Below are 21,838 nucleotides of genomic sequence, written 5' to 3' on the forward strand. Positions count from 1 at the left end.
ACTAAAATAAATACCAAAATATCTTTTTATTGATCAATGTGATACAGATCACCTAAATACATCACAAAAAATTAACAATTAACCCGTGTACTGCTTAAAAGCGATCGATGTGTAATTATCTTTAAGGTTTTCATTCAAATCTGTCGTAACCGTTACGACAGATTTTTAAGGATCACGAAATTCAACATAAGAAAACACTAAACATCTGATAAAATGAATGGTCGATTTTTTGACAAAACAGTTTTAGGTTTCACGGCTGCATTTATTTTGCAGGGGGTTTTCATCATGCCACTATATGCTCAGGAAGCCAGGCCCTGGTTTAAAGACGGTGAGGCGCAAATTGTTAAAGCTTTTGAAGACCCGGATCGCTGGATCAGGGAAGATTTGTGGGTAGAAACCGGGTTCGACAGCGATGGTGACGGGCATTTGGACCGGATGCATGTAGATGTTACGCGCCAGCGGGAAACCGAAACCGAGGGGCTGAGATTGCCTGTGGTATATAATTCAAGCCCGTATTTTGCCGGCACCGCCGGAAACGATCCATCCTATTTTTGGGATGTTAACCAGGAATTGGGTGAAGAACCAACACCTCATACACACCCAGCCGAAATAAAACGAACAGGAGTAAGGCCGATCATTTCAAAAGGACATGTCAGTACCTGGGTGCCGCGTGGCTACATTGTGGTGCATTCGTCATCTCCCGGAACAGGTTTGTCGGACGGAGTGCCAACCGTTGGCGGAGACAACGAATCGCTGGCTCCCAAAGCGGTGATCGACTGGCTTTGCGGCCGGGCAAAAGGTTATACAACACGAACCGGAAACGAAGAAGTGAAAGCTTACTGGTCGACCGGGAAAGTAGGAATGACAGGAACTTCGTACAACGGAACACTTCCCTTGGCTGCGGCAACAACTGGTGTCGAAGGTTTGGAGGCGATAATTCCGGTAGCACCAAATACTTCTTATTATCATTACTATCGTTCCAACGGACTGGTGCGTTCGCCGGGTGGCTATCTCGGAGAAGACATCGACGTTTTGTTCGATTTTATTCACAGTGGTGATGAATCGAAACGCGAATATGCCCGGAAAACCGTACGCGATACCGAAATGAAAAACGGACAAGACCGAATTACCGGCGATTATAACGATTTCTGGGCAGGGCGCGACTATCTCAATAAAATGGATAAAATGAAAGCCGCCTTGCTGATGTCGCACGGGTTTAACGACTGGAATGTTGTGCCCGAACACAGTCTGCGTATTTATGAAGCGGCCAAAGCAAAAGGACTTCCGGTGCAGATTTATTACCATCAGAACGGGCATGGCGGACCGCCACCCGTATCGATGATGAACCGCTGGTTTACCCGTTATTTGTTTGATGTTGAAAACGGGGTAGAGAACGATCCCAAAGCATGGATTGTGCGAGAAAACGACGAGCAGGGAAATCCAACACCGTATCCCGATTACCCCAATCCCGATGCCTCGCTGGTAAAACTATATCTTACAAAAGGAGCACCTGAAAAGGGAAGTCTGACGGTTGCCAAACCAACATTGCAGGGAATAGAGACCCTGGTTGACAATTATTCTTTTTCTGCAGAAGCACTGGCAAAAGCAGAGAACACCGATCATCGTTTAATTTACGTAACACCTGTTTTGAAAGAGGATGTGCATCTTTCCGGCAAAACGGTTTTTACGATAAAGGCGGCCAGCAGTAAACCTGCGGTGAATCTTTCTGTTTACCTGGTGTCATTGCCCTGGAACGACAGGAGCGACGCAAAAATCACCGATAATCTGATTACCCGTGGCTGGGCCGACCTGCAGAATTATAAGTCGTTGCGGGAAAGCGAACCCCTTAAACCCGGTAAGTTTTATGAAATGACATTTGAACTACAACCTGACGACCAGGTGATTCCGGCGGGTCAGCAAATTGGGCTGATGATTTTTTCGAGCGATAAGGATTTCACGTTGCATCCCAAGCCAGGTACAAAATTGACCGTTGATTTGGATGGAACTACAGTTTCGTTACCCGTTGTTGGTGGCGTGCAGGCATGGATGAAAGCTACCGGTAAACTTTAAAAACCTAAATGAGATGTTTGGAAAATCTACTTACATAGAACGCAGAAAAACGCTCAAAGCGAAAGTAGGAAAAGGTCTGATTCTTTTCTTTGGAAACGATGAATCATCGATGAATTATACTGATAATACCTACCATTACAGGCAGGACAGTACCTTTCTTTACTATTTCGGGAGTAGTCACCCCGGCCTTGCGGCGGTAATTGATGTGGATAATGATACCGAAACTATTTTTGGAAATGATTATACCATCGACGACATTGTCTGGATGGGCCCACAACCTACGATCGCTGATCGGGCAGCGAAATGCGGAGTAAGTTCTGTTAAACCTCTGTCTCAGCTGGAAGATGTTGTAAGCAAATCAAAAAAATCAGGGCAAGCGCTTCATTTTTTGCCTTTGTACCGGCCCGAGAACAAGATTAAACTTCTGGAACTGGCAGGTGTTCAGCCAAAAGATGTGGTAGCGAAATATTCACTCGAATTGGTGAAGGCGGTGGTCAGTCAGCGCGAAATAAAAACAGCTGAGGAGCTGGAACAAATCAACAGGGCGGTAGATGTTTCGGTTGATATGCATGTTGCTGCCATGAAATTTGCTCAACCCGGTATGAGCGAAGCGGAAGTTGCAGCCGAGATTCATAAAGTAGCGCTTGCTGCCGGTGGAAGCATTTCTTTCCCGATTATTGCTACCATTAACGGACAAACGTTGCACAACCATTACCATGGAAACATAATCAAAGAAGGCGACCTGTTTCTGGTGGATGCCGGCTACGAAAATGAACTATTTTATGCCGGAGACCTGTCGAGCACTTTTCCCGTGAGTAGAAAATTTACTTCAGAGCAAAAAGAAATTTACGAAATTACTTTGACCGCTCATCAGGCAGCCATTGATGCGCTGGGCTACCAAAAAGCTTTCAGGGATGCGCATATTGCTGCGTGTTCTGCCATTTTTGATGGGATGAAAGCAATAGGGTTTACAAAAGGAAATACCGCCGATGCAGTGGAAGCCGGCGCTCACGCCTTGTTTTTCCCCTGCGGAACCGGTCATATGATGGGCCTTGATGTGCACGATATGGAAGATCTGGGTGAAGTTTGGGTGGGTTACGACGGTCAGCCCAAGAGTACTTTGTTTGGATTGAAATCGTTGAGGCTCGCAAAGCCTTTGCAGGCCGGACATGTATTTACCATCGAGCCGGGGATTTACTTTATTCCCGAACTGATCGATCTTTGGAGCGGGCAGGGCAAATTCAACGAATTTATTAATTGGGACAAGGTGAAAACTTATCGTAATTTTGGTGGTATTCGTAACGAAGAGGACTTTGTAATGACCGAAAACGGGGCTAAATTACTTGGGAAACCAAAGCCCAAAACAGTTGACGAAGTGGAAGCTTTGCGCGAATAGATGACTGCGTAAGCACAAAAGGTTTTTCAGAGTGCCGGTGTTGGTTTAAAATTCGTGATTATGATCAGAATATTTAAAAACCGAAAAAGCAGCAGGCCGGTTTGGCAGATTATGCTGGCTGTACTCATGATTTTGATGAGCATTTATTTCATCAAAAATGAACACCTTGAGATTGCCCAAATCCGGTCAACGCTGCAAAACGTCAACTCTTTTTACATTATTTTGGGTTTGCTTGTTACTGTTTTGTATATTCTGCTCCAGGCTTTTATGTATGTTTTTAGTTTCAGTGCGGCGGGTGTAAAAATTACAATAGGCGACACCTTGCCACTGTTCCTGAAACGAAATCTGATCAGTATTTTTCTGCCGGCCGGGGGAGTTTCGTCGCTGGTGTTTTTTACGAAACCGCTGTCGGGCAAAGGAGTCAGTAATTCCGATATTCATTATGGCTCATACATTTATGGGCTCTGTGGGTTTCTATCGGTGGCAGTTGTGGCTTTTCCACTTCTGTTGATGTTGCTTTTACGTAACAAACTTTCATCAGTTGAATTGGTTCCCTTCATCATTTTAATTGTTCTGATCGGGCTGATTTTATTTATTGTCTGGTCGTTTGCGAAACGTCGTTGGGTATACAGGCTTGTGCAGCGGTTCAATCCTCAAACTCTGTTAACGCTCGAAAGTATTTTCTCCACCAATCTTCATAACCGGGCTTTTATTTTTGCTTTACTGATTTCAGTATTAATCGAGCTGGTTGGTGTAAGTCACGTGTATATTTCCATGCTGGCGCTGGGTTTTCACCCTACTTTGTTTACGGCTTTCATGGCTTACATTGTAATGGTGATGTTGCTGATTGTGTCGCCCTTTTTACGGGGAATCGGCGCGATCGAAGTGTCCATGACCTATGTCTTTATTCAAAGTGGAATAGCCGCTCCGCAGGCTGCCGCCATCACTTTGGTATTCCGGTTCTTTGAATTTTGGCTGCCTTTAATCGCCGGATTGGGCAGTTTTCTTTTCTCGCGAAAGAATATTCTGCTGCGCGTTATTCCGGTGTTTATCATTTTTATTGCAGGGCTGATCAACATTATTTCTGCCATTTCTCCAACCTTGCCCGAACGAATCGTAATTCTTGAAAAACTGCTTCCAAAGCTGGCGGTTTCCATTTCAAACTTCACGGTGTTTTTTATCGGCTTGCTCTTAATTGCCCTTTCTGTTTATCTTCTGAAAGGGGTGAAACGCGCCTGGCGGATCTCGCTGTTGTTGTTAACGCTTTCCGCGATTGGTCATCTTGCAAAAGGAATTGATTATGAGGAGGCGCTCGTTTCGCTGTTTGCCATTGCCAGCCTGTTATACACTTACCGCTTGTACAATGTGCGATCGTTGCCATTTTTCCTTCAAAACTGGTGGAAAATATGGCTGGCCGCTTTTGCCGCCGTGGTAGCAGGTGCAGTGGGTGGAACGTATTTTTTGGAGAAGATGCACATGGGAGTTGACTATAATTTTATTGAATCGGTAAAAGCATCTTTTCGTTTGATTTTTCTTTTTGATGATTCGGGTTATTTGCCTCAATCGAACTTCGGACAGCATTTCATTTTGCTGGTCCATCTTTTTAGCGGCGGGTTGCTGATTTCGGCTATCGTGCTTTCTTTGCGCCCTATTTTTGTTACCGACAGTATTGATCAGGAAAATGACATTAACCACGCACGTTTGCTCGTGCAGGATTATGGAAAGTCGGCGCTCGATTATTTCAAATATTACCCCGACAAGCTTTTTTATTTTAATGAAAATGGTTTTCTGGCATATAAAATTCAGGGAAGTTACGCTGTTGTTCTTGAGTTACCGGTTTGTGCCAACGAGGAAGCGGCATTGCCACTGCTTCAGGAATTTGAGCGTTATTGTTACGGGAATGGACTGAAAACTTTTTATTATCGTGTACCGGAATCTTCCATTGGTGTTTTTCGTCAGCTAAAAAAGAACGTGCTGTTTATCGGGCAGGAAGCTATTCTCAACCTGGAAATTTTTTCGTTGAGCGGCTCTAAGATGCACCCGCTTCGAAATGCAATCAACAAAGCTAAAAATGCAGGATATACTTTTCATGTGTACGAGCCGGAAGTCAAAGACGGTGTGATTCAGAAGCTGCAGCAGGTGTCGGATGCGTGGCTGAACAAGCCGGGTAAACACGAAATGGTTTTTTCGCAGGGAATGTTTCTTCCCGAGTTAATTAAAAAGACAACGGTGATGACCATCGAGAACCCGGAAGAAAAGGTGGTTGCGTTTCTGAATCTTGTCCCCGATTTTGTAAAAGGAGAAGGAACCTACGATTTGATTCGGATTACCGACGATGCTCCAACAGGGATCATTTATTTTCTGTTGACTGAAATGTTTGCATACTTCAAAAGCAAAAATGTAACGCACGTAAACCTTGGATTGGTCGCATTTGCCGGGATAGAAGATCCCAAAACCATGGCAGAAAGATCGATGAAAATTGCACTGGAAAGATTAAAGCCACTCCAGCATCTTAAAGGGCAATTTCAGTTTAAAGACAAGTTCAATCCCGATTGGGAGAAGAAGTACCTGGTCTACGGGAATGACTATGATCTTGTGCAATTTCCGATGATTCTGAAAGGAGTTTCAAAGCCATAGTTCTCTAACAGTTAACGTTCAATTTGCATTGGGCCTGATCGGGGAGACAAGAGTTGGAGAAGGGCTAAATTCTTTTATTTTTACGCGAAATTTAAAGGGTGAAAAAACTACTTGTTATACTCTTGTTTTGCGGTTTTTCTTCGAGTCTCTTCGCTCAGAATGAGGTAGGTCCCGATGGAGATAAGCTCATTTATATCTTTCTGGTGATTGTCGCCCTGATTGTTGGTTTTATCCTTACCGGCAAATCTTCACGTAAAACAAAAGACAGTGGAGGTAAATCCTTATTTGCCCGGCAAAAGGTGAGCATTACGCTGGAAAAAAGTGCAGTGTATTTCCCCGACAGATTAAAGTTAACGGTGAAAAACACCGGTAATGCTGACGTCGATTTGGCCCAGCCGCTGCTTGTGTTCGATAATTTCTGGATGAAGCGAAAATTCAGGCTGAAGGGAAGTAACAACTACCATTTTTATCCACTTTACCTCGAAAAGGGAAAAACACACACACTCGATATTGAATTATTACGTTTTTACGGACACGACAGTCGTTTAAAGAAATATCCAAAGGCAAAAATTTATCTGGAAGACGTAAAAGGGAAGAAGCTCGGAAGCCGGGCTGTTTTTTTGAGAAAAACGGCGTTTAAATTTTAAATGAGAAACTGGAAGTTCAACCATATCGATTTTTCAACTTACCCGGATTATGACGGAAAGGATCTGGGAGTTTTTTGGTCGCCTGAGAAAACAGTGATCAAAATTTGGGCACCCACTGCCCAGTTGGTTGAGCTGCGTTTTTACAAAGACGGATTAACGGGAGAAGCTTTTCATAAAACCCATCTGCAGAAATCAGGAAATGGTACCTGGACAACCGTGTTGAACGGTGATTACGAAGGGAAATACTACACCTTCCGTGTTAACGACGGCGACTGGCTGAATGAAGTTCCGGGCATGTACGCGCGTTGCGTGGGGGTCAACGGGCAACGTGGGCAAATTTATAACCCGAATGCCACGAATCCGGAAGGTTGGGTCGAAGATACCGGACCACGATACCACAGTTTTACTGAGGCGATTATTTATGAAGCTCATGTTCGTGATTTTTCTATCGCCGATAATTCGGGAATAGAAAATAAAGGGAAGTTTCTGGGATTTACCGAAGAAGGTACCCAATCTCCTCAGGGGCTTAAAACAGGTATCGATCATTTACAGGAACTGGGGATAACACATGTACATTTGCTTCCGGTAAACGATTTTGCTACGGTTGATGAGGAAAAGCCGCTTGAAAAATACAACTGGGGCTACGATCCGCTGCATTATAGTGCACTGGAAGGTTCGTACGCTACCGATCCTTACGACGGCACCAAGCGAATTCAGGAGTTTAAGAAGCTGGTAAAAGCACTGCACGACAAGGGAATTGGTGTTATTCTGGATGTGGTGTTCAATCATACGTATTTTACCAAAGAGTCGGTGTTTAACCAGATGGTACCCGGCTATTTTTACCGCCAAAAGCCCGATGGTTCTTTTTCGAATGCAACCGGGTGTGGCAACGAAATTGCTTCGGAGCGCCACATGGTAAGGAAATACATTGTTGATACGCTGAAATATTGGGTGGAAGAATACCACATCGACGGATTTCGTTTCGACTTGATGGGGGTGCTCGACCTGGAGACCATGAAAACGATCCGGAAAGAAATGTCGAAACTAGATAAGGGATTGTTTCTTTACGGAGAAGGCTGGGCTGCCGATCAGAGTCCGATGTTCGAAGATCAACGGGCCGTAAAAAGAAATACGCCCCAATTACCCGGAATTGCCAGCTTTAACGACGATTTCAGGGATGGATTAAAAGGAAATCACGGCGATAAAAAATCGAAAGGATTTGTAAGTGGGCTTACTTTGCGGGAGGAAACGATAAAGTTTGGAATTGCCGGTGCTGTTTTTCATCCGCAAATCAATTTTGGCTACATCGAAACTGTAAAAAGTGCCTGGGCTGCTGAACCGGATCAATGTATCAATTATGTTTCGTGTCACGACAATTATACCCTTTGGGACAAGCTCAAACAAAGTTTGCCCAAAGCCACCGATGAAGAACTGCGTAAACGCGTAAAACTGGCGGGGGCATTGGTGCTTACCTCGCAGGGAGTTCCGTTTTTACATGCAGGCGTTGAGTTTTGCCGCTCGAAAAACGGAAATGGGAACTCGTATAAATCACCTGATGCCATCAATCAACTGGATTGGACACGCAAGCACGATAATATCGACGTGTTTGAATATTTTCAGAAGTTGATTCAACTTCGGAAAAATCATCCGGCACTGCGGATTTCCAATGCTGAGGCGATCCGAAGTCATCTGAATTTTTGTACCCAGTATAAAATTGGGGTTGTTGCGTATTGTATTGAAGGGCAACATGTGGGTGACAGCTGGGAGCGAGTTATGCTGTTTTTTAACGGGAATAACGAAGTTGTTGAAATGCCGCTGCCGGAAGGTAAGTTTAGGATGGTTGCCAACGGAGTCGAGATCAATGAAGCCGGAATAGGGGAGTTGATTCAAAGTACGCTACAGGTTCTTCCGCTTTCAATGGTTGTGCTCGCTTTGGTGAAATAAAAATCCCATTCACTTTAAAAATGAACGGGATTTTGGTCTTATCTCAAAATATGTCAAAGGTTTACTTATCCCACGGCCAGGGTTTTATTTTGGTGCGAACAGCTTCCTTTTCCCACAGGTCAGCTAATTCTTTTACCTTCTCCGGGTGCTTTTCAGCTAAATTGACAGTTTCAGAACGGTCATTCTCCATATCGTAAAGTTCCCAGGTATTTTCATCTTCAGAAGTGAATTTTTTGAGCTTTTTTACTTTCGAAACCAATTTCCAGTTCCCCACTCGTATGGCTCGGTTTCCTTCGTGCTCCCAAATGATATAATCACGATCGACGGGTTTGTTCTCAAATGCCGGAACCAGGCTTTTCCCCTCGTAGGGTTGTATTTCTCGGCCGTTGTATTCTTTCGGATAATCGAGGTGGGCCACATCAATACAGGTTGCCATAATGTCGATCAGGTGTGAAGGTTGACTGCGAAGCTCGTTGGTAGCCTTAATGCCATTGGGCCAGTGCACAATCATCGGAGTGGAAATACCCCCTTCGTGTACCCAGTGTTTGTACATACGGAAAGGAGTGTTACTTACATTTGCCCATTCTTCGCCATAAGCCACCCAGGTATCAGCAGGACCGGCCATTATTCCGCGTCCCCTGCGGACATATCGTCCGTCGCGGGCATATTCCGGTTTTCTTCCGTAAAGAATCGAGTCTTCGGCATACGGGCGTAAGATCTTTTGTTCTTCGGTAAGAGGCAAAGCAGGTTTGTTTTCACCTTGTGCTTCGGCACATCCACCGTTATCGTGCAGGTAGAAAATAATCGTATTCTCCAGCATTCCCCGGTTTTCCAGTGCAGTAATAATCCGTCCTATTCCCTGGTCCATAATATCGACCATGGCAGCATAAACTTCCATTCTCCGGGTCTGCCATTCTTTCATTTCCTCGTCTTTCCATTCCGGAATATCAACGCCTCTTTCTGTCAATACACATCTTTCGTCGATAATTCCCAGTCTTTTCAGTTTGGCAAACCGCTCTTTGCGGGTTTCATCCCAGCCTTTGTCGTAAACTCCCTTGTATTTGGCTATTTCTTCTTCAGGAGCCTGTAACGGCCAGTGGGCGGCAGTGTATGCAACGTAAACAAAGAATGGCTTTTCGGCCGGATGTTCATTGATGAATTTTACGGTGGTGTCGCTGATTGCTTCGGTATAGTAAAAATCATTTCCGGGAGAAATGTAGTGATTGCCACTAACCAGGCCGCTTGGATTGTAAAAGCTGCCCGAACCGGTAAGGGTTCCAAAATGCCTGTCAAATCCGCGCTGGAGCGGCCAGTTGCTTTTATCGCCGTCAGGTTCAACATCGTAACAAAGATGCCATTTCCCCGCCATGTAAGTGGAGTAGCCATTGGCTTTAAAAAGTTCGGCCAGTGTAACCGCATTTTTACTCAAGTCGTCGCGATAGCCTTCTTCTTCATGATTATAAAATGCGAGTTGCCCCATTTCTGCCTGGTGAGGATATAAACCTGTTAGCAGCGATGCCCGTGTTGGGCTGCAACGGGCAGTGTTGTAAAACTGCGTGAAACGAAGGCCTGTAGCAGCCAGATGATCGATATTTGGAGTATTTATCTCGGACCCAAAACATCCAATATCGGAATATCCCATATCGTCGGTCAGGATCACAATTACATTAGGTCTTTGTGTTTGCTTTTCTTTTATTGTGCAATTGGTTGTGCCAATAAATAATATGCCCAGTAGCAGTCCGGTTAACCAGTGTTTTTTTAAAAAGTAATTTTTTCTCACAAGTGTTTTTGTTAAAATGATACTCCTGTGATATAAACTCAATATATATTAAACTGACTTAATTCTTCCTGTATAATAGAGAGGCCGCCCCAGGAATATCGGGCAGCCTCTCTGTTTATCCGGCAATTTGTTAATTAGCCTTTACAAGTTTAATATTATCAAGGAACCAGCGGTTGGCTGTAGATACCTGCCATTGGGTCGGATGGATCGTAATCTTGGTGTCATTACTGATCGTAACACCGGTAAGCTGTACTTCGGCTCTGATCCACTCAAGTACGTGACCGCTCTCGAAACCTGCTTCGGGTATTTCAAATGTTACTTCATCGCTTCCATTGGTAACGATGACGATCAGGTTGACGGGATCTATTGTTCCCGATCCCTGGCGCATAGGACACCAGTCGAACGACAGCACGGTTGTTACACCAGAAGGAATGTCTTCAATTGCCGGAAGAATGATACCGGCCTGGTAGCCTGTTTTACCGAACTTCAGGTAGTTGTTCTGAAGATAGATACACTCGCCCGCACTCGTACTCGTGGGAGTAACACGCAGGAATTGATAACCTTCCTGAAGAAGCGCATCATTGGCAGTAATGCCCTCAACAACTGTAGCCGAAGACGATATCTGAGGGGCGGTTGCGCTGAGGTTGTCTGTCTCAACTGTCCGGCCGGCTGAGCTTACTTCAGCCCATGGGTTCAACCACTCAAAATCCTCTGCAAAATAGATGATTTCCACCACCCCGAGATCTTCAATGGCAGTAGCGTTTAGCTTAATAACAGGAGCGGCCACACCTGCAAAATATCCAGTAACTTTTACCTTATGGCCATTCAACGGAGCAAGGTCCATATTTTCCGGTGCATCTGTAACAGCAACAGAATAATTAGCGCCTTCCACTGTTACGTTATTGCCATTCAATATGCCGCTGACCGTGATAAAAGTTCTCGAAGTGGAGGTATAGGTATCCACCTTATCGGTAATATCTGTCGCGGCAGGATAGGTTACCGCACCTCCAGAGGCATTAACGTTTGCTTCGTCGCATTCTACGTATGGAAGCGAGTGGCTATCGGAGAGCTTTGTGCCTTTTACCGAAACGTTGTCGCCAATGCTTACTGCAGAAGAGCTTTGCATAAAGATATTCACAGTTCCATCGCTAACAATGAAGCCTTTTGTTGTGACTGCCGTTACGATGGCCTGGGGCACAATAACGACCGTTTCGTTTTCCAATTCTGCCAATTCCGCAAGCGTATATTCCTCACAGTCGCGATATTTGTCTCCTTCCTGAGAAATTATCACTTCGGCCCGGCTTGCCAGTGTGCCGCCCTTGAACACAAGTGCCGCCTTGCGGGGATTGTCAACAGCGCCACCGCGTATATTTTCCGTTACATTAATTGTAACATCCATGGTTCCTGAGCCGGAAACGGGAGTGATTGTTACCCATTCGGGAACTTCCGTAATCCAATCGGCATCAGCATAGACGGTGATGGTTTTTTCCGATGTTCCGGTCGCTTCAAAATTCAGCGTGCCAACGCTTGCCAAAACAGCCCTTGACAGTGCGCTCTCTTCATCGGAGCACCCCTGAAAGAGGCCTGCAAACACCAGCAGAATAGAGAAGATGATATAAGTTATACGTTTCATAGTTTTGCATTTTTTATGAATTACCATTTTTCAGTTAAAAAGAGAGTCCGTCATTCCAACCCGGGTTCTGAGTAAGATTGTGGTTAAGCGAACGCTCGTTAATCGGAATCGGGTAGAGATAATCGCGCCCCTCGTCGAAAGGAGTGCGTTCGATGTTTTTATGATAGTAAACGTAACCTTTATTGCCTTCTGAAAGGATGATCTCGTTTCCGATCTCATACGCGACTCCTGAAGTAACGTCAGGTTTGGGTGTTCCATTGGCATAAAGTGTAACATCAGCCTTTCCGTCACCACTTAGGTCGTAAGCTCCGGGGCCGGGGAAATACATGCCGTAAGTAGACTGGTCGATGCAATAGCCCGCTTTCCAGCGTACCAGGTCGTCGAAGCGAAATCCCTCCTGATTTAGTTCAATAGCCCGTTCACGTCGGATTTCAAGGATGACGCCTTTGTTTGCGCCTGTAACATTCGGGTAGCCTGTTTCCGCGTCAGAAAGGTATCTGTCGGGATTGGCGTTGGCAACGTCCTTGTTAAGGTTAGGCATTCCTGCACGCTGACGGATCAGATTGATAGATTGGTCAAGGTCAGTTTGTGTCAAGGTACCAAGTTCGGCCTTTGCTTCGGCATAATTGAGGAGCACCTCGGCATAGCGGTAAACCGGCAAGTCGCAAGTAGAACGGTCGTTACGATCGACATTGCCGCCCGATGCCTTAGGATCCTGTACAAATTTAATGGGCTGATAGCCGGTAACACTTACTGAAAGATCGGGCGCCAGCACGGTTGTTTGACCAATGCGAGTATAGCCCGGCGTACGGATACTTTGGGCCAGACGGGGATCGCGGTCTGTCATTTCTTCGATGAACGACATCTCCTGCCAGCCCGACTGATTGGTGAATGCCGTACCGTCTTTTTTCAGATAAGTATTTACCATTTTGCGGGTCAGTCCCGGTCGTCCCTGTGTTGGTACCAAGGTGTGGGCAGTAGCGTTATGATAGATGCTAAGTCCGTAGTCGAATTTGATAGCGAGAATATACTCGTTCGGATCAGCATTTTCTTGTGCAAAAAGCGTCAGATAGTCGCTTTCCGGATGATTGGTACTGTACAGGCTGTATGCGCCATCATTCATTAAATTCTGCGCCGCTGTTGCCGCTTGTTCCAGATAATATTGGTAGTCGTGCCCTTCCAGGTTGACAGAGTGATATTTCCGGTAAGTACCTTCGTACAGGCAAAACTGAGCTTTTAATGCCATAGCTGCATATTTGTTGACACGATAAGGACTGCTTGTTTCCTTTGCCTTGCTGGGGAGATTGGCAATGGCGTAGTCAATGTCCTCAATCATTTTGGTCATAACAAATTCGCGCGAATCGCGGGCATTGTAGAGTTCTTCATCTGCCGAACCCAGTTCAGTTTCGTACCAAGGCACATCGCCGAAGCGTTTTATTTTCTCGAAATAAAAATAGGCACGGAAGAACCGGGTTAGTGCTGTATATTTAATAACAGCATCCTCGTCCTTGCATTGACCGGCATAGGCTATCAATGTGTTCATCCTGCGCAAGTCGGTCCACGACCATCCGCCACCCGAAGCAGGAACGGTGCGCTTGGTGCCTCCCAGCATTTCGTCCGAAAGGTTTTGGCAAACATAAAGGTCGCTCTGCATATCATAAGGCGATTTGTCCAGCAGGTTATTGTAGAATGGGTTGCTGAAAAGCTGAAGATCTGTTTCCGTCTGGAAATAATCTGCCTGTGAAATCTGGCTCAATGGCTTCAGGTCAAGAAGATCATCACAAGCCGAAAGCCCCATAAGCAATGTCATGGCTACTATAGTAAAACGTTTCATCTTAATCATAGCTTAATCGTGTTAAAAAGTAATATCTACACCAAACATAATGGTCTTTTGCCAGGGATAGAAAGCGTTGTTGTCAACGCCGCTTCTGTCGATGGCTCCTTCAGGATCAAGGTATTTCGTATGTTTCTTAAGGGGCGACCAATAGCAAAGATTTTCACCCGAAAAATAGAAACGAAGCACATCAATGCCTACTTTATTCGTCAAACCAGACGGAATAGTGTAACCGATGGTCAGGTTTTTTAAACGCAAATAACGTAGGTTCTGGAGATAACGGTCATTGACCTTGCTCAAAGGACCGGAAGTGGCTGAATAGGCCATTGGTCGCGTGAAGTATGCATCGCGGTTATCTTCTGCCCATACATCTTTCAGGAAATCTTTCTGCAAATAAGTGAGATAAGGATACGAATAAGGTCCCCAGAATGGCATTGACTGTCCGGTAGGATACCAGTAATGATTTCCGGTGCCCTGGAAGAATACGGATGCATCGAAACCATACCAGCGAATGCTTGTATTAATTCCGTAAGAAAAACTTGGAAGTGAGTTGCCCAAAATCTTACGGTCGCCCGGATCGTTAACACTATTGCTGCCGATACCCAGTTTTTTATCCCCGTCAAGATCTAAAAACTTAAGGTCGCCCGCCTGCCAGCCACCAGTAATCCGGTTGTTGATATAACTCAAATCAACCTCCTGTGCATATGCCTGCGCTTCTTCGGTGCTCTGATACAGTCCGTCGGTAACGAACCCCCAGATTTCTCCCAGGCGCATACCTTCGTAATAGCTCTTGGCAAAAGTTTTGTCGGCATTATCGTATTTAGTGATGGTACTCATGTAGTTGCTGATATTAACGCCAATGCTGTACTCCAGCGGTTTGTTTACCAGGGTTAGCTGATCCCTCCACGAGGCAGACAATTCGTAACCTTTTGTGCGCAAATCGGCGGTATTCATTTTCGGAACGGAAGCTCCGTACACTGCTGGCAGTTCAATACCGTCGGTCAACATGTCTTTGGTATCGCGAATATAAACGTCGGCCGTAAAATTCAGCCGGTTATTGGCCATAGTGAGGTCGAACCCAAGGTCCCATTGCGCTGCCGTTTCCCAGGTTAGGTCGGAGGCCACAGGGGAACCCAGCGACGAATACTTACCCATAGTGCTGCCTTCGTTGAATGAATATCCTGCGAAGTCGTTGATAGAAACCAGGCGCAAATAGGCATAATAGGAAGAAACATTTTGATTACCCAGGCTTCCGAAAGAGGCCCTCAGCTTCAGGTTGTCGATTGTGCCCCTGGCCGATTCGAAGAAAGGTTCTTCCGAAATGCGCCAGCCTGCCGATGCCGAAGGGAACCATCCCCACCGACTGTCAGCGTCAAAACGCGATGTTCCGTCGTAACGACCGCTGACCTCAAGGAGATAACGGCCCTTGTAATCGTAGTTGACACGACCGAAAACGCCGGCCAAGGCATATTCATTCTGCCCGCCTCCTACTCCTGTGATGGTTTGGCCCTCCGAATTTTGACCCACGAGGTCTAAGTCATCCAGCGTTGAAGAAGAAAGATATTCGCCGTATGCAGAGAGATTTTTCAGTTTCAGGGTTTCGTAATTGAACCCAACAACACCCGACAGATTATGCTCGCCAAAGGTTTGGGTATAATTGGCATATACGTTCGTCGAGTAGTAATTGCGCGTATTAACCGATTCGTCGAGGCGGTTGGCGCCAGCGCCGGTTGCATACTCGCCAAGAGGCGCATCCGGATATTCGCGGTAAAACATGTTGTTGGATCGGCTTGTATTACGTGTCTGATACTGGCGGTAGGTAAAGTCGGCCGTAATGCTTAACGGTTTGATCGGAGTGGCGACAAGACGGGTAGTGTTAGACAAATCAGATGCCCTGTTTACGTTACGGTGCGACCCTTCGCCAAGGATAATGTGGCGGCCGTTACCTATTTTATAGTTCAGGTATGGCGTACTGTAAAGCCATGACCCGTCAGGGTTTTTCATCGGGAAATTTGCAAGTGCATGCCTTGCACCATAAGCAAGCGTATTCTCTACGCTGCCATCTCCCTGAAAAGTATATTGCGAAGCATAGAACGAGGTATTATTGGTCATCGTCATCCACTTGTTAATCCGGAAGTCGATCTTCGAACGCAAATTGTATTTATTGAAAATATCAGGATGAACTTTCAGGATACCCTCCTGGCGATCATATGCTCCCGATACAAGATACTTGACATCCTTCGTTCCTCCACTGATGGATATACTGTGTTGTTGCACAGGATGGTCATCCCGGTATTGCATGTGCCACCAGTCGTAGTTGCCGTAATAAACCCACTGGTTTCGTCCGTTTCTTACTTCTTCAACTACCCAGGGACGATCGGGATTCTCTGTCTTGTCGTTTACACGGGCTAATAGCTGCTGCATATCACGGTCGGTATAGTTGACGTAGAGCGTTCCCGAGTCAGCCTTCCAAAACTTGTTGATGGTATAAACCGACCAATATCCGGTAGTTTCATAATCGGTAGAAGTTGTCGGGCTTTCCCATCCATAGCGGCCGCTGTAACGAACGGTCGCTTTATTGTCTTGCGCTGATCCCGATTTTGTTGTAACCAGGATAACCCCAAAAGCCGCACGCGCACCGTAAACTGCAGCAGCTGACGCATCTTTAATGACCGAAATTGATTCTACGTCGTTTGGGTTAACACGGTTCAGGTCGCCCACAGCACCATCGATCAGCACCAGGGGCGAAGCGCCGTTGATGGAAGTTACGCCACGGATATTGATGTCGGGCGAACTGCCGGGTACCCCCGAAGAAGTAGTGATGTTAAGTCCCGATACAGAGCCTTGCAACATATTCGTCAGCGAATGCGACACACGGTTTTCAAGCCCTTTGCTTTCTACCGTTGTAACGGCGCCGGTCAGGTTAACCTTTTTCTGTGTTCCATAGCCGACAACCACCGTTTCATTAATTAAAATGACGTCTTCCTGCATATAAACCGTGATGTCATTTTGATCCGGGGCAACATTAACTTTCTGTGTCAGGTAGCCCACATAAGAGATATTTAAAACAACAGCCTCTGATGGAACCAGAAGATTGAAAGATCCATCTGCAGCAGTAACCGTACCTTGAGTGGTACCATTAAGTTGAATGGTTACTCCTACAAGGGCTTCTTGCTGGGTATCAAAAACTTTTCCCGATACCTTTCTATTCTGGGCGGAAAGAGCCGAAAAGCCCTCCACCGCAAATAATAATAGCAATAAAATGAATGATTTGAACGCTTTCATTGATTCATAGGTATTTAATTAGAATAATTTTTATTTAGTTTTATAAGCATCCGTAGAGAAGGCTTTGGGACGTTGCATATTCTCTGTCCAGATGTGCCCAAATTCATCTTTGACGGTGATGGACAGGTCTGTATCTGCATCGTCGGCTTTCACCTTGAAGAAGTGCGTGAACTTTTCGGTAATAAAGCTGGGAGTCGACGTAAGACTAGCCGAGTTGAAGCGCTTCACGGAAAGGGCGGCAATATGCAGCGGGTCGTATGCCCAGACTTCTTCAGGAGTCAGGCACTTTCCGGATTCGTCAGTTACGGTCAGCGTCCAGCGCGGATTCCAGTTCCAGATGTTTATCAGCACTTCGTTATTGTTGTTTGCCGGGTAGGCATCAACATACTGCATGTACTTATTCTTAACCGAAGCAGAAACAGAGGATGGCATCAGCGGAACATCTGCCAGCGAAAAGCTGACATTGTTTAGGTCGTAACTGCGGAATTGGTAATCTTCCGGCCATCCGGTGGCTTTATAAACATATTGCAAATCTTTCCCCGAAACATCCCAAATCGAATATCCGCCTGGCGTACCGTCAGGACTGATATGAACACCCGGCGTTAAGTTACCCGACCACCACCAGGAGGCGCAAACCGCTCCGGCGTTATGTTCATAGAAATCATTTCCGCCTGTAACGGCAGCTTGCGGCGTAACGTTGAAAGTCATGTGCGTATGCCCCGTCACAAAATGCACTTTATAGCCATTCAGAATGTTGAATAGTTGTTCGGTGCTGGTTATATCGTGGTCTATCTTAAATTCGGCAGTTTCCGTCGGATAATATACTTGTGCGTGCATCGCAACAACCAAAGGCGTTGATTTGTCGACATAAGCGAGGTCTTTTTCAAGCCAGCTCAACTGTTCAGCAGAAGTCAGTTTTTTGTATTTGCGGGAGGTTGTTCCGTCGTACTCACTGCAATCAATATCGTCCATAACAACATAATGAACTTCACCTATATTAAACGAGTAATAGGTAGGGGCAATGTGGTTCATGTATTTGAGTTCCGCCGTAAAATCGGAAGTTGCCTGGTAATCGTAGTCGTGGTTACCGATGGTATGGAATATTTGCAAATTTTTAACCTGACTGTTTATGGTGTTCAGGTATTCGGGTAAGCCAAAGTTATTTGAATACCAGTACAAATCCCAGGTCATGTCGCCCAGGGCAATTGCATACATTTTTTCAGAAGCGTTGGCGTTCATGTAGGTGTTCAGGTCGGAGGTAAAAGCCGAAAACTGGCTAAGGTCGTTGGTTCGGGCGGCAAGGTGCATGTCGCCAAGCATGAATACTTTGTAGGCATCCTGTCCGTTAACCTTCTGAAGTGTAAAGTCTACTCGCTCTACGGTGTTGGCGCTGGCTTTTAATGTTTGAAAGAACTGTGGAAGCACTCCCGAAGAGGGCGCTTCGTAATTTGCAGGCACAGAAATAAAAACGTAGTTTCTTTTCTTTGCAGACTTGAGTTGGTAGATGCCTTCTTCATTTGTGGTGGTTACTTCCACACCGTCTGAAACCACGACGCCTTCAAGGCCGCCTTCTTCCGATTTAACGATGCCGTATACCGTAGTGCCTTCGTCAGGCGTAAATAAAAAATCAACAATATTGAGGTATATCTTTCCTACAGACTTTTTTCGCTCATCGCGTTTAACGGAAACATTGTAAGTGCCGGTTTTACATTCATTCGAAATCTGCACGGTGAAGCCTGTGGAGGAGACAGCGGTGACAGGACAAACGTAAGATATGCCACCAGACTCCAGGATGAATGAATCGGACGTTTTGAGTCCGCCTCCACCTTGCGCCGTAAAAACATATTCACCGCCCTTGGTTATATCGATGGTGGACGGGAGGCTAATCTGTATATTAAAATCATCTACAGGCTCTTCGTTGTCGTCCCCGCCTTCGCAACCATACAGCGATGAAATTACAGCAAAAACTAAATACAATAAAATTTTATTGTATTTCAGGTTCGTTTTCATTTTTCTCATTCGTTTAAAGTGTATTTATTCTTGTTAGGCAAGAATTTTCTGTAAATGTTTCGGTTAATTCATTGTAAAACAATTCACTTTCTTTTCGATGAAATACTTCTGGTCTTCTTCCTTATTCTCTCCGTCCAGACATTCACTTCCGATCCCAGCTTGTGCGTACCTCACCCCATTCGGGGTGTTGTTGAAAGGCCGTAAACGGGGTGAGGAGTTGTGCACAATTATAAATTTTCATCTGGTTGGTGTCAGAAGTAATTCAATAAGACGAATTGTTATTTTAGGCTGAGCTGATCCAAAAATATTTCATAGCTGGCTTGGTCTTTTGTGTGGTCTATTTCAACTGTTCGCGTAACCAGCCCGGACGGTTGGTGGTGATGGAACTTACGCCAAGGTCGGCAACTCGTTTTGCTTCTTCGGGGCTGTCTACGGTCCAGCACCAAACATCCAACCCGAGTTCTTTGGCTTTGGCCATATTTTCCGAAGTAACGAGTTTCGAGTTTACATCAACTCCTTTAAGACCAACGGCAGCACATTCGCTAATTTTTGCGTCCAGGTCTTTCTCCACCGATGTGAGCCAGTAGCAGTCATTTTTCGGGAATGCCTTTTGCGCGGCAACAATCGACTCCCAGTTAAAAGCGATGAATTTTACCTGCTTGGCTTTGCCTGATTTTTTGATGGCTTTTTCCAGGACCGGCATGATTTCCGGACCGGTTTTAATTTCGATTACCAAATATCTTCCTTTAGGGATGTTTTTGAGAACTTCTTCAACAAAAGGAATCTTTTCGCCGGTATATTTTTCATCTTTCCACTTACCGGCATCTAATTTACGCAGTTCCTTAGACGTTGTTTCCGGCACAATATGATCGGCTCCGGTTGTTCTTTTCGTGTTTTTGTCGTGTATGGCCACAATTCGGTTATCGGGAGTCAGGTAAATGTCAATTTCAACTCCGTCAGCACCAAGTTCCCATCCCAGTTTCGCTGCTGCAACCGTGTTCTCCGGAGCCAGATATGACGCTCCTCTGTGACCTACAAACTCCACCTGGGCCAACACGGACAGGCTGGCTGCGATGAAGAAAAATAATAGAAATGTTGTTTTCATTCGTTTGAATTTTTAATCATTTAATTTTATAAGACTGATCATCAGGTATTGCTTTCAGCCAATTTAATTTTTGTTCTAACTGTTTCATTTTATTTCGGGAACGAAACTGTAAATAGAATCTTTCCCATTTCGTTAACAGGTTTTGGTTTACACTGCCAGCCTCTGTTTTTCCTTGTTCCAGGTAAATACAGTGAAAATAATGGAGACTACGCAGGCTGCCAGCATTAAAATAAATGCAGCATCCCAGCCCCAGGAGTCAACAATAAAACCAATGGCAATGTTTGCAAGCAGCGCTCCGCCCAGGTAGCCAAACAGACCGGTTAATCCGGCTGCAGTACCCGCAGCTTTTTTGGGAACCAAATCCAGGGCCTGTACGCCAATCAGCATTACTGGTCCGTAAATCAGAAAGCCAATGGCAATCAGAGCGATGTTATCGATAACAATTTGCCCGGCAGGATTTTGCCAGTAAACGTAGATGGCCACCATTACCAAAAGCATGTAGATCACGATGGCTGGCGCCCTTCTTCCTTTAAATACTTTATCTGAGATCCATCCGCATAATAAGGTTCCAGGTATTCCGGCGTATTCGTAGGCGAAATAGGCCCATCCTGATTCAGTAATGGAAAACCCTTTGGCCTCATCGAGGTAGGTCGGTGCCCAGTCAAGTACTCCGTATCGCACCAGGTAAATCATGGCATTGGCAAAAGCAATCAGCCATAAAAACTTGTTTTTGAAAACATAGGTAAAGAATATTTCTTTTGTTGAAAATTCCTTTTCATAGCTTTCGTTGTAATCACTCGGATAATCGTTTTTATGTGCTTCTATATTTGGAAGGCCACAAGATTGAGGTGTATCCCTGATTAGAAGGTAGGCAATAAATGCGATTCCCATGGCGATCAGAGCCGGGAAATATAATTTACTGTGCCAGTTCCCAAAAATTGCGACTCCCACCACGGCGAGTGGGCCGATTAGTCCGCCGCCAACGTTGTGTGCGACGTTCCATATCGACATCTTGGTACCGCGTTCTTTTGTCGAAAACCAGTGAACCATTGTACGTCCGCAGGCAGGCCATCCCATTCCTTGGAACCATCCGTTAATGAAAATTACAATGAACATGATGGTTACGGAAGAAGTGAGAAATGGTAGTGTTCCCATGCTGAAAATGGTGACTGCTGAAAGCAACAAGCCTAAGCTCAGAAACACGCGGGCGTTGCTTCGGTCGGAAACACCTCCCATTAAGAATTTGCTCAACCCGTAAGCGATTGAAACGGCTGAGGCCACAATGCCCAGCTGGCCTTTGGTGTATCCCTGGTCGATAAGATCGGGCATAACCAGCGAGAAGTTTTTTCGAACCAGGTAATAACCAGCATAACCAATGAAAATTCCCAAAAAAACCTGGAGGCGTAATTTTTTATACGTTGGATCAATTTTCTCCTTGGGTAATAGTTCTTTATGTGCAGGAGGTGCTAAAATATTTTTTAAGCTAAGCATTTAATT

At 45.4% G+C, this 21,838-nt stretch carries 12 protein-coding genes; 5 read left to right on the forward strand and 7 right to left on the reverse strand.

The features are described from left to right. The first annotated feature begins 213 nt into the window (after positions 1–213). The 5 genes from MR764_RS05225 to pulA all read left to right on the forward strand — a co-directional run bounded on the left by MR764_RS05225 (position 214) and on the right by pulA (position 8,694). Complete coding sequence (locus MR764_RS05225) at positions 214–2,070, forward strand: Xaa-Pro dipeptidyl-peptidase (protein WP_247978346.1); 1,857 nt, start codon at positions 214–216, stop codon at positions 2,068–2,070. Between the two features lie 13 nt (positions 2,071–2,083). Then, the gene (locus MR764_RS05230; RefSeq protein WP_247978347.1) at positions 2,084–3,466 is read left to right on the forward strand and encodes an aminopeptidase P family protein; all 1,383 of its coding nucleotides are present in this window, start codon (positions 2,084–2,086) and stop codon (positions 3,464–3,466) included. Between the two features lie 60 nt (positions 3,467–3,526). Then, complete coding sequence (locus MR764_RS05235; protein WP_247978348.1) at positions 3,527–6,103, forward strand: phosphatidylglycerol lysyltransferase domain-containing protein; 2,577 nt, start codon at positions 3,527–3,529, stop codon at positions 6,101–6,103. Between the two features lie 98 nt (positions 6,104–6,201). Then, the gene (locus MR764_RS05240; protein ID WP_247978349.1) at positions 6,202–6,750 is read left to right on the forward strand and encodes a hypothetical protein; all 549 of its coding nucleotides are present in this window, start codon (positions 6,202–6,204) and stop codon (positions 6,748–6,750) included. Then, entirely contained in the window at positions 6,751–8,694 is a 1,944-nt protein-coding gene (gene pulA, locus MR764_RS05245; protein WP_247978350.1) for a type I pullulanase, read from the forward strand. 61 nt (positions 8,695–8,755) lie between these two features. On the opposite strand, the gene MR764_RS05250 is transcribed toward pulA, so the two are convergent. From MR764_RS05250 to glpT, 7 genes are all read right to left on the reverse strand, one after another. Beyond that, positions 8,756–10,474: an arylsulfatase gene (locus MR764_RS05250; RefSeq protein ID WP_247978351.1), complete on the reverse strand. Its 1,719-nt coding sequence runs from the start codon at positions 10,472–10,474 to the stop codon at positions 8,756–8,758. A gap of 130 nt (positions 10,475–10,604) precedes the next feature. Continuing rightward, the gene (locus MR764_RS05255; RefSeq protein WP_247978352.1) at positions 10,605–12,107 is read right to left on the reverse strand and encodes a BACON domain-containing protein; all 1,503 of its coding nucleotides are present in this window, start codon (positions 12,105–12,107) and stop codon (positions 10,605–10,607) included. 34 nt (positions 12,108–12,141) lie between these two features. Then, positions 12,142–13,941, reverse strand: coding sequence for a RagB/SusD family nutrient uptake outer membrane protein (locus MR764_RS05260; protein WP_247978353.1), 1,800 nt, complete (start codon positions 13,939–13,941; stop codon positions 12,142–12,144). Between the two features lie 21 nt (positions 13,942–13,962). Beyond that, positions 13,963–17,226, reverse strand: a complete 3,264-nt coding sequence (locus MR764_RS05265; protein WP_247978354.1) for a TonB-dependent receptor — start codon at positions 17,224–17,226, stop codon at positions 13,963–13,965. Positions 17,227–17,256: 30 nt separating this feature from the next. After that, on the reverse strand, positions 17,257–19,236 hold the full coding sequence (locus tag MR764_RS05270; protein WP_247978355.1) for a calcineurin-like phosphoesterase family protein: 1,980 nt from the start codon (positions 19,234–19,236) through the stop codon (positions 17,257–17,259). A 337-nt stretch (positions 19,237–19,573) separates the two neighbouring features. After that, positions 19,574–20,341 (reverse strand): glycerophosphodiester phosphodiesterase, encoded by a 768-nt coding sequence (locus tag MR764_RS05275; protein ID WP_247978356.1) that lies wholly within the window; start codon positions 20,339–20,341, stop codon positions 19,574–19,576. 147 nt (positions 20,342–20,488) lie between these two features. Continuing rightward, on the reverse strand, positions 20,489–21,832 hold the full coding sequence (glpT, locus tag MR764_RS05280) for a glycerol-3-phosphate transporter (protein WP_247978357.1): 1,344 nt from the start codon (positions 21,830–21,832) through the stop codon (positions 20,489–20,491). Between the last annotated feature and the right edge of the window lie 6 nt (positions 21,833–21,838).

Source organism: Maribellus sp. YY47, from assembly GCF_023111095.1.
Classification (GTDB): Bacteria; Bacteroidota; Bacteroidia; order Bacteroidales; family Prolixibacteraceae; genus Draconibacterium.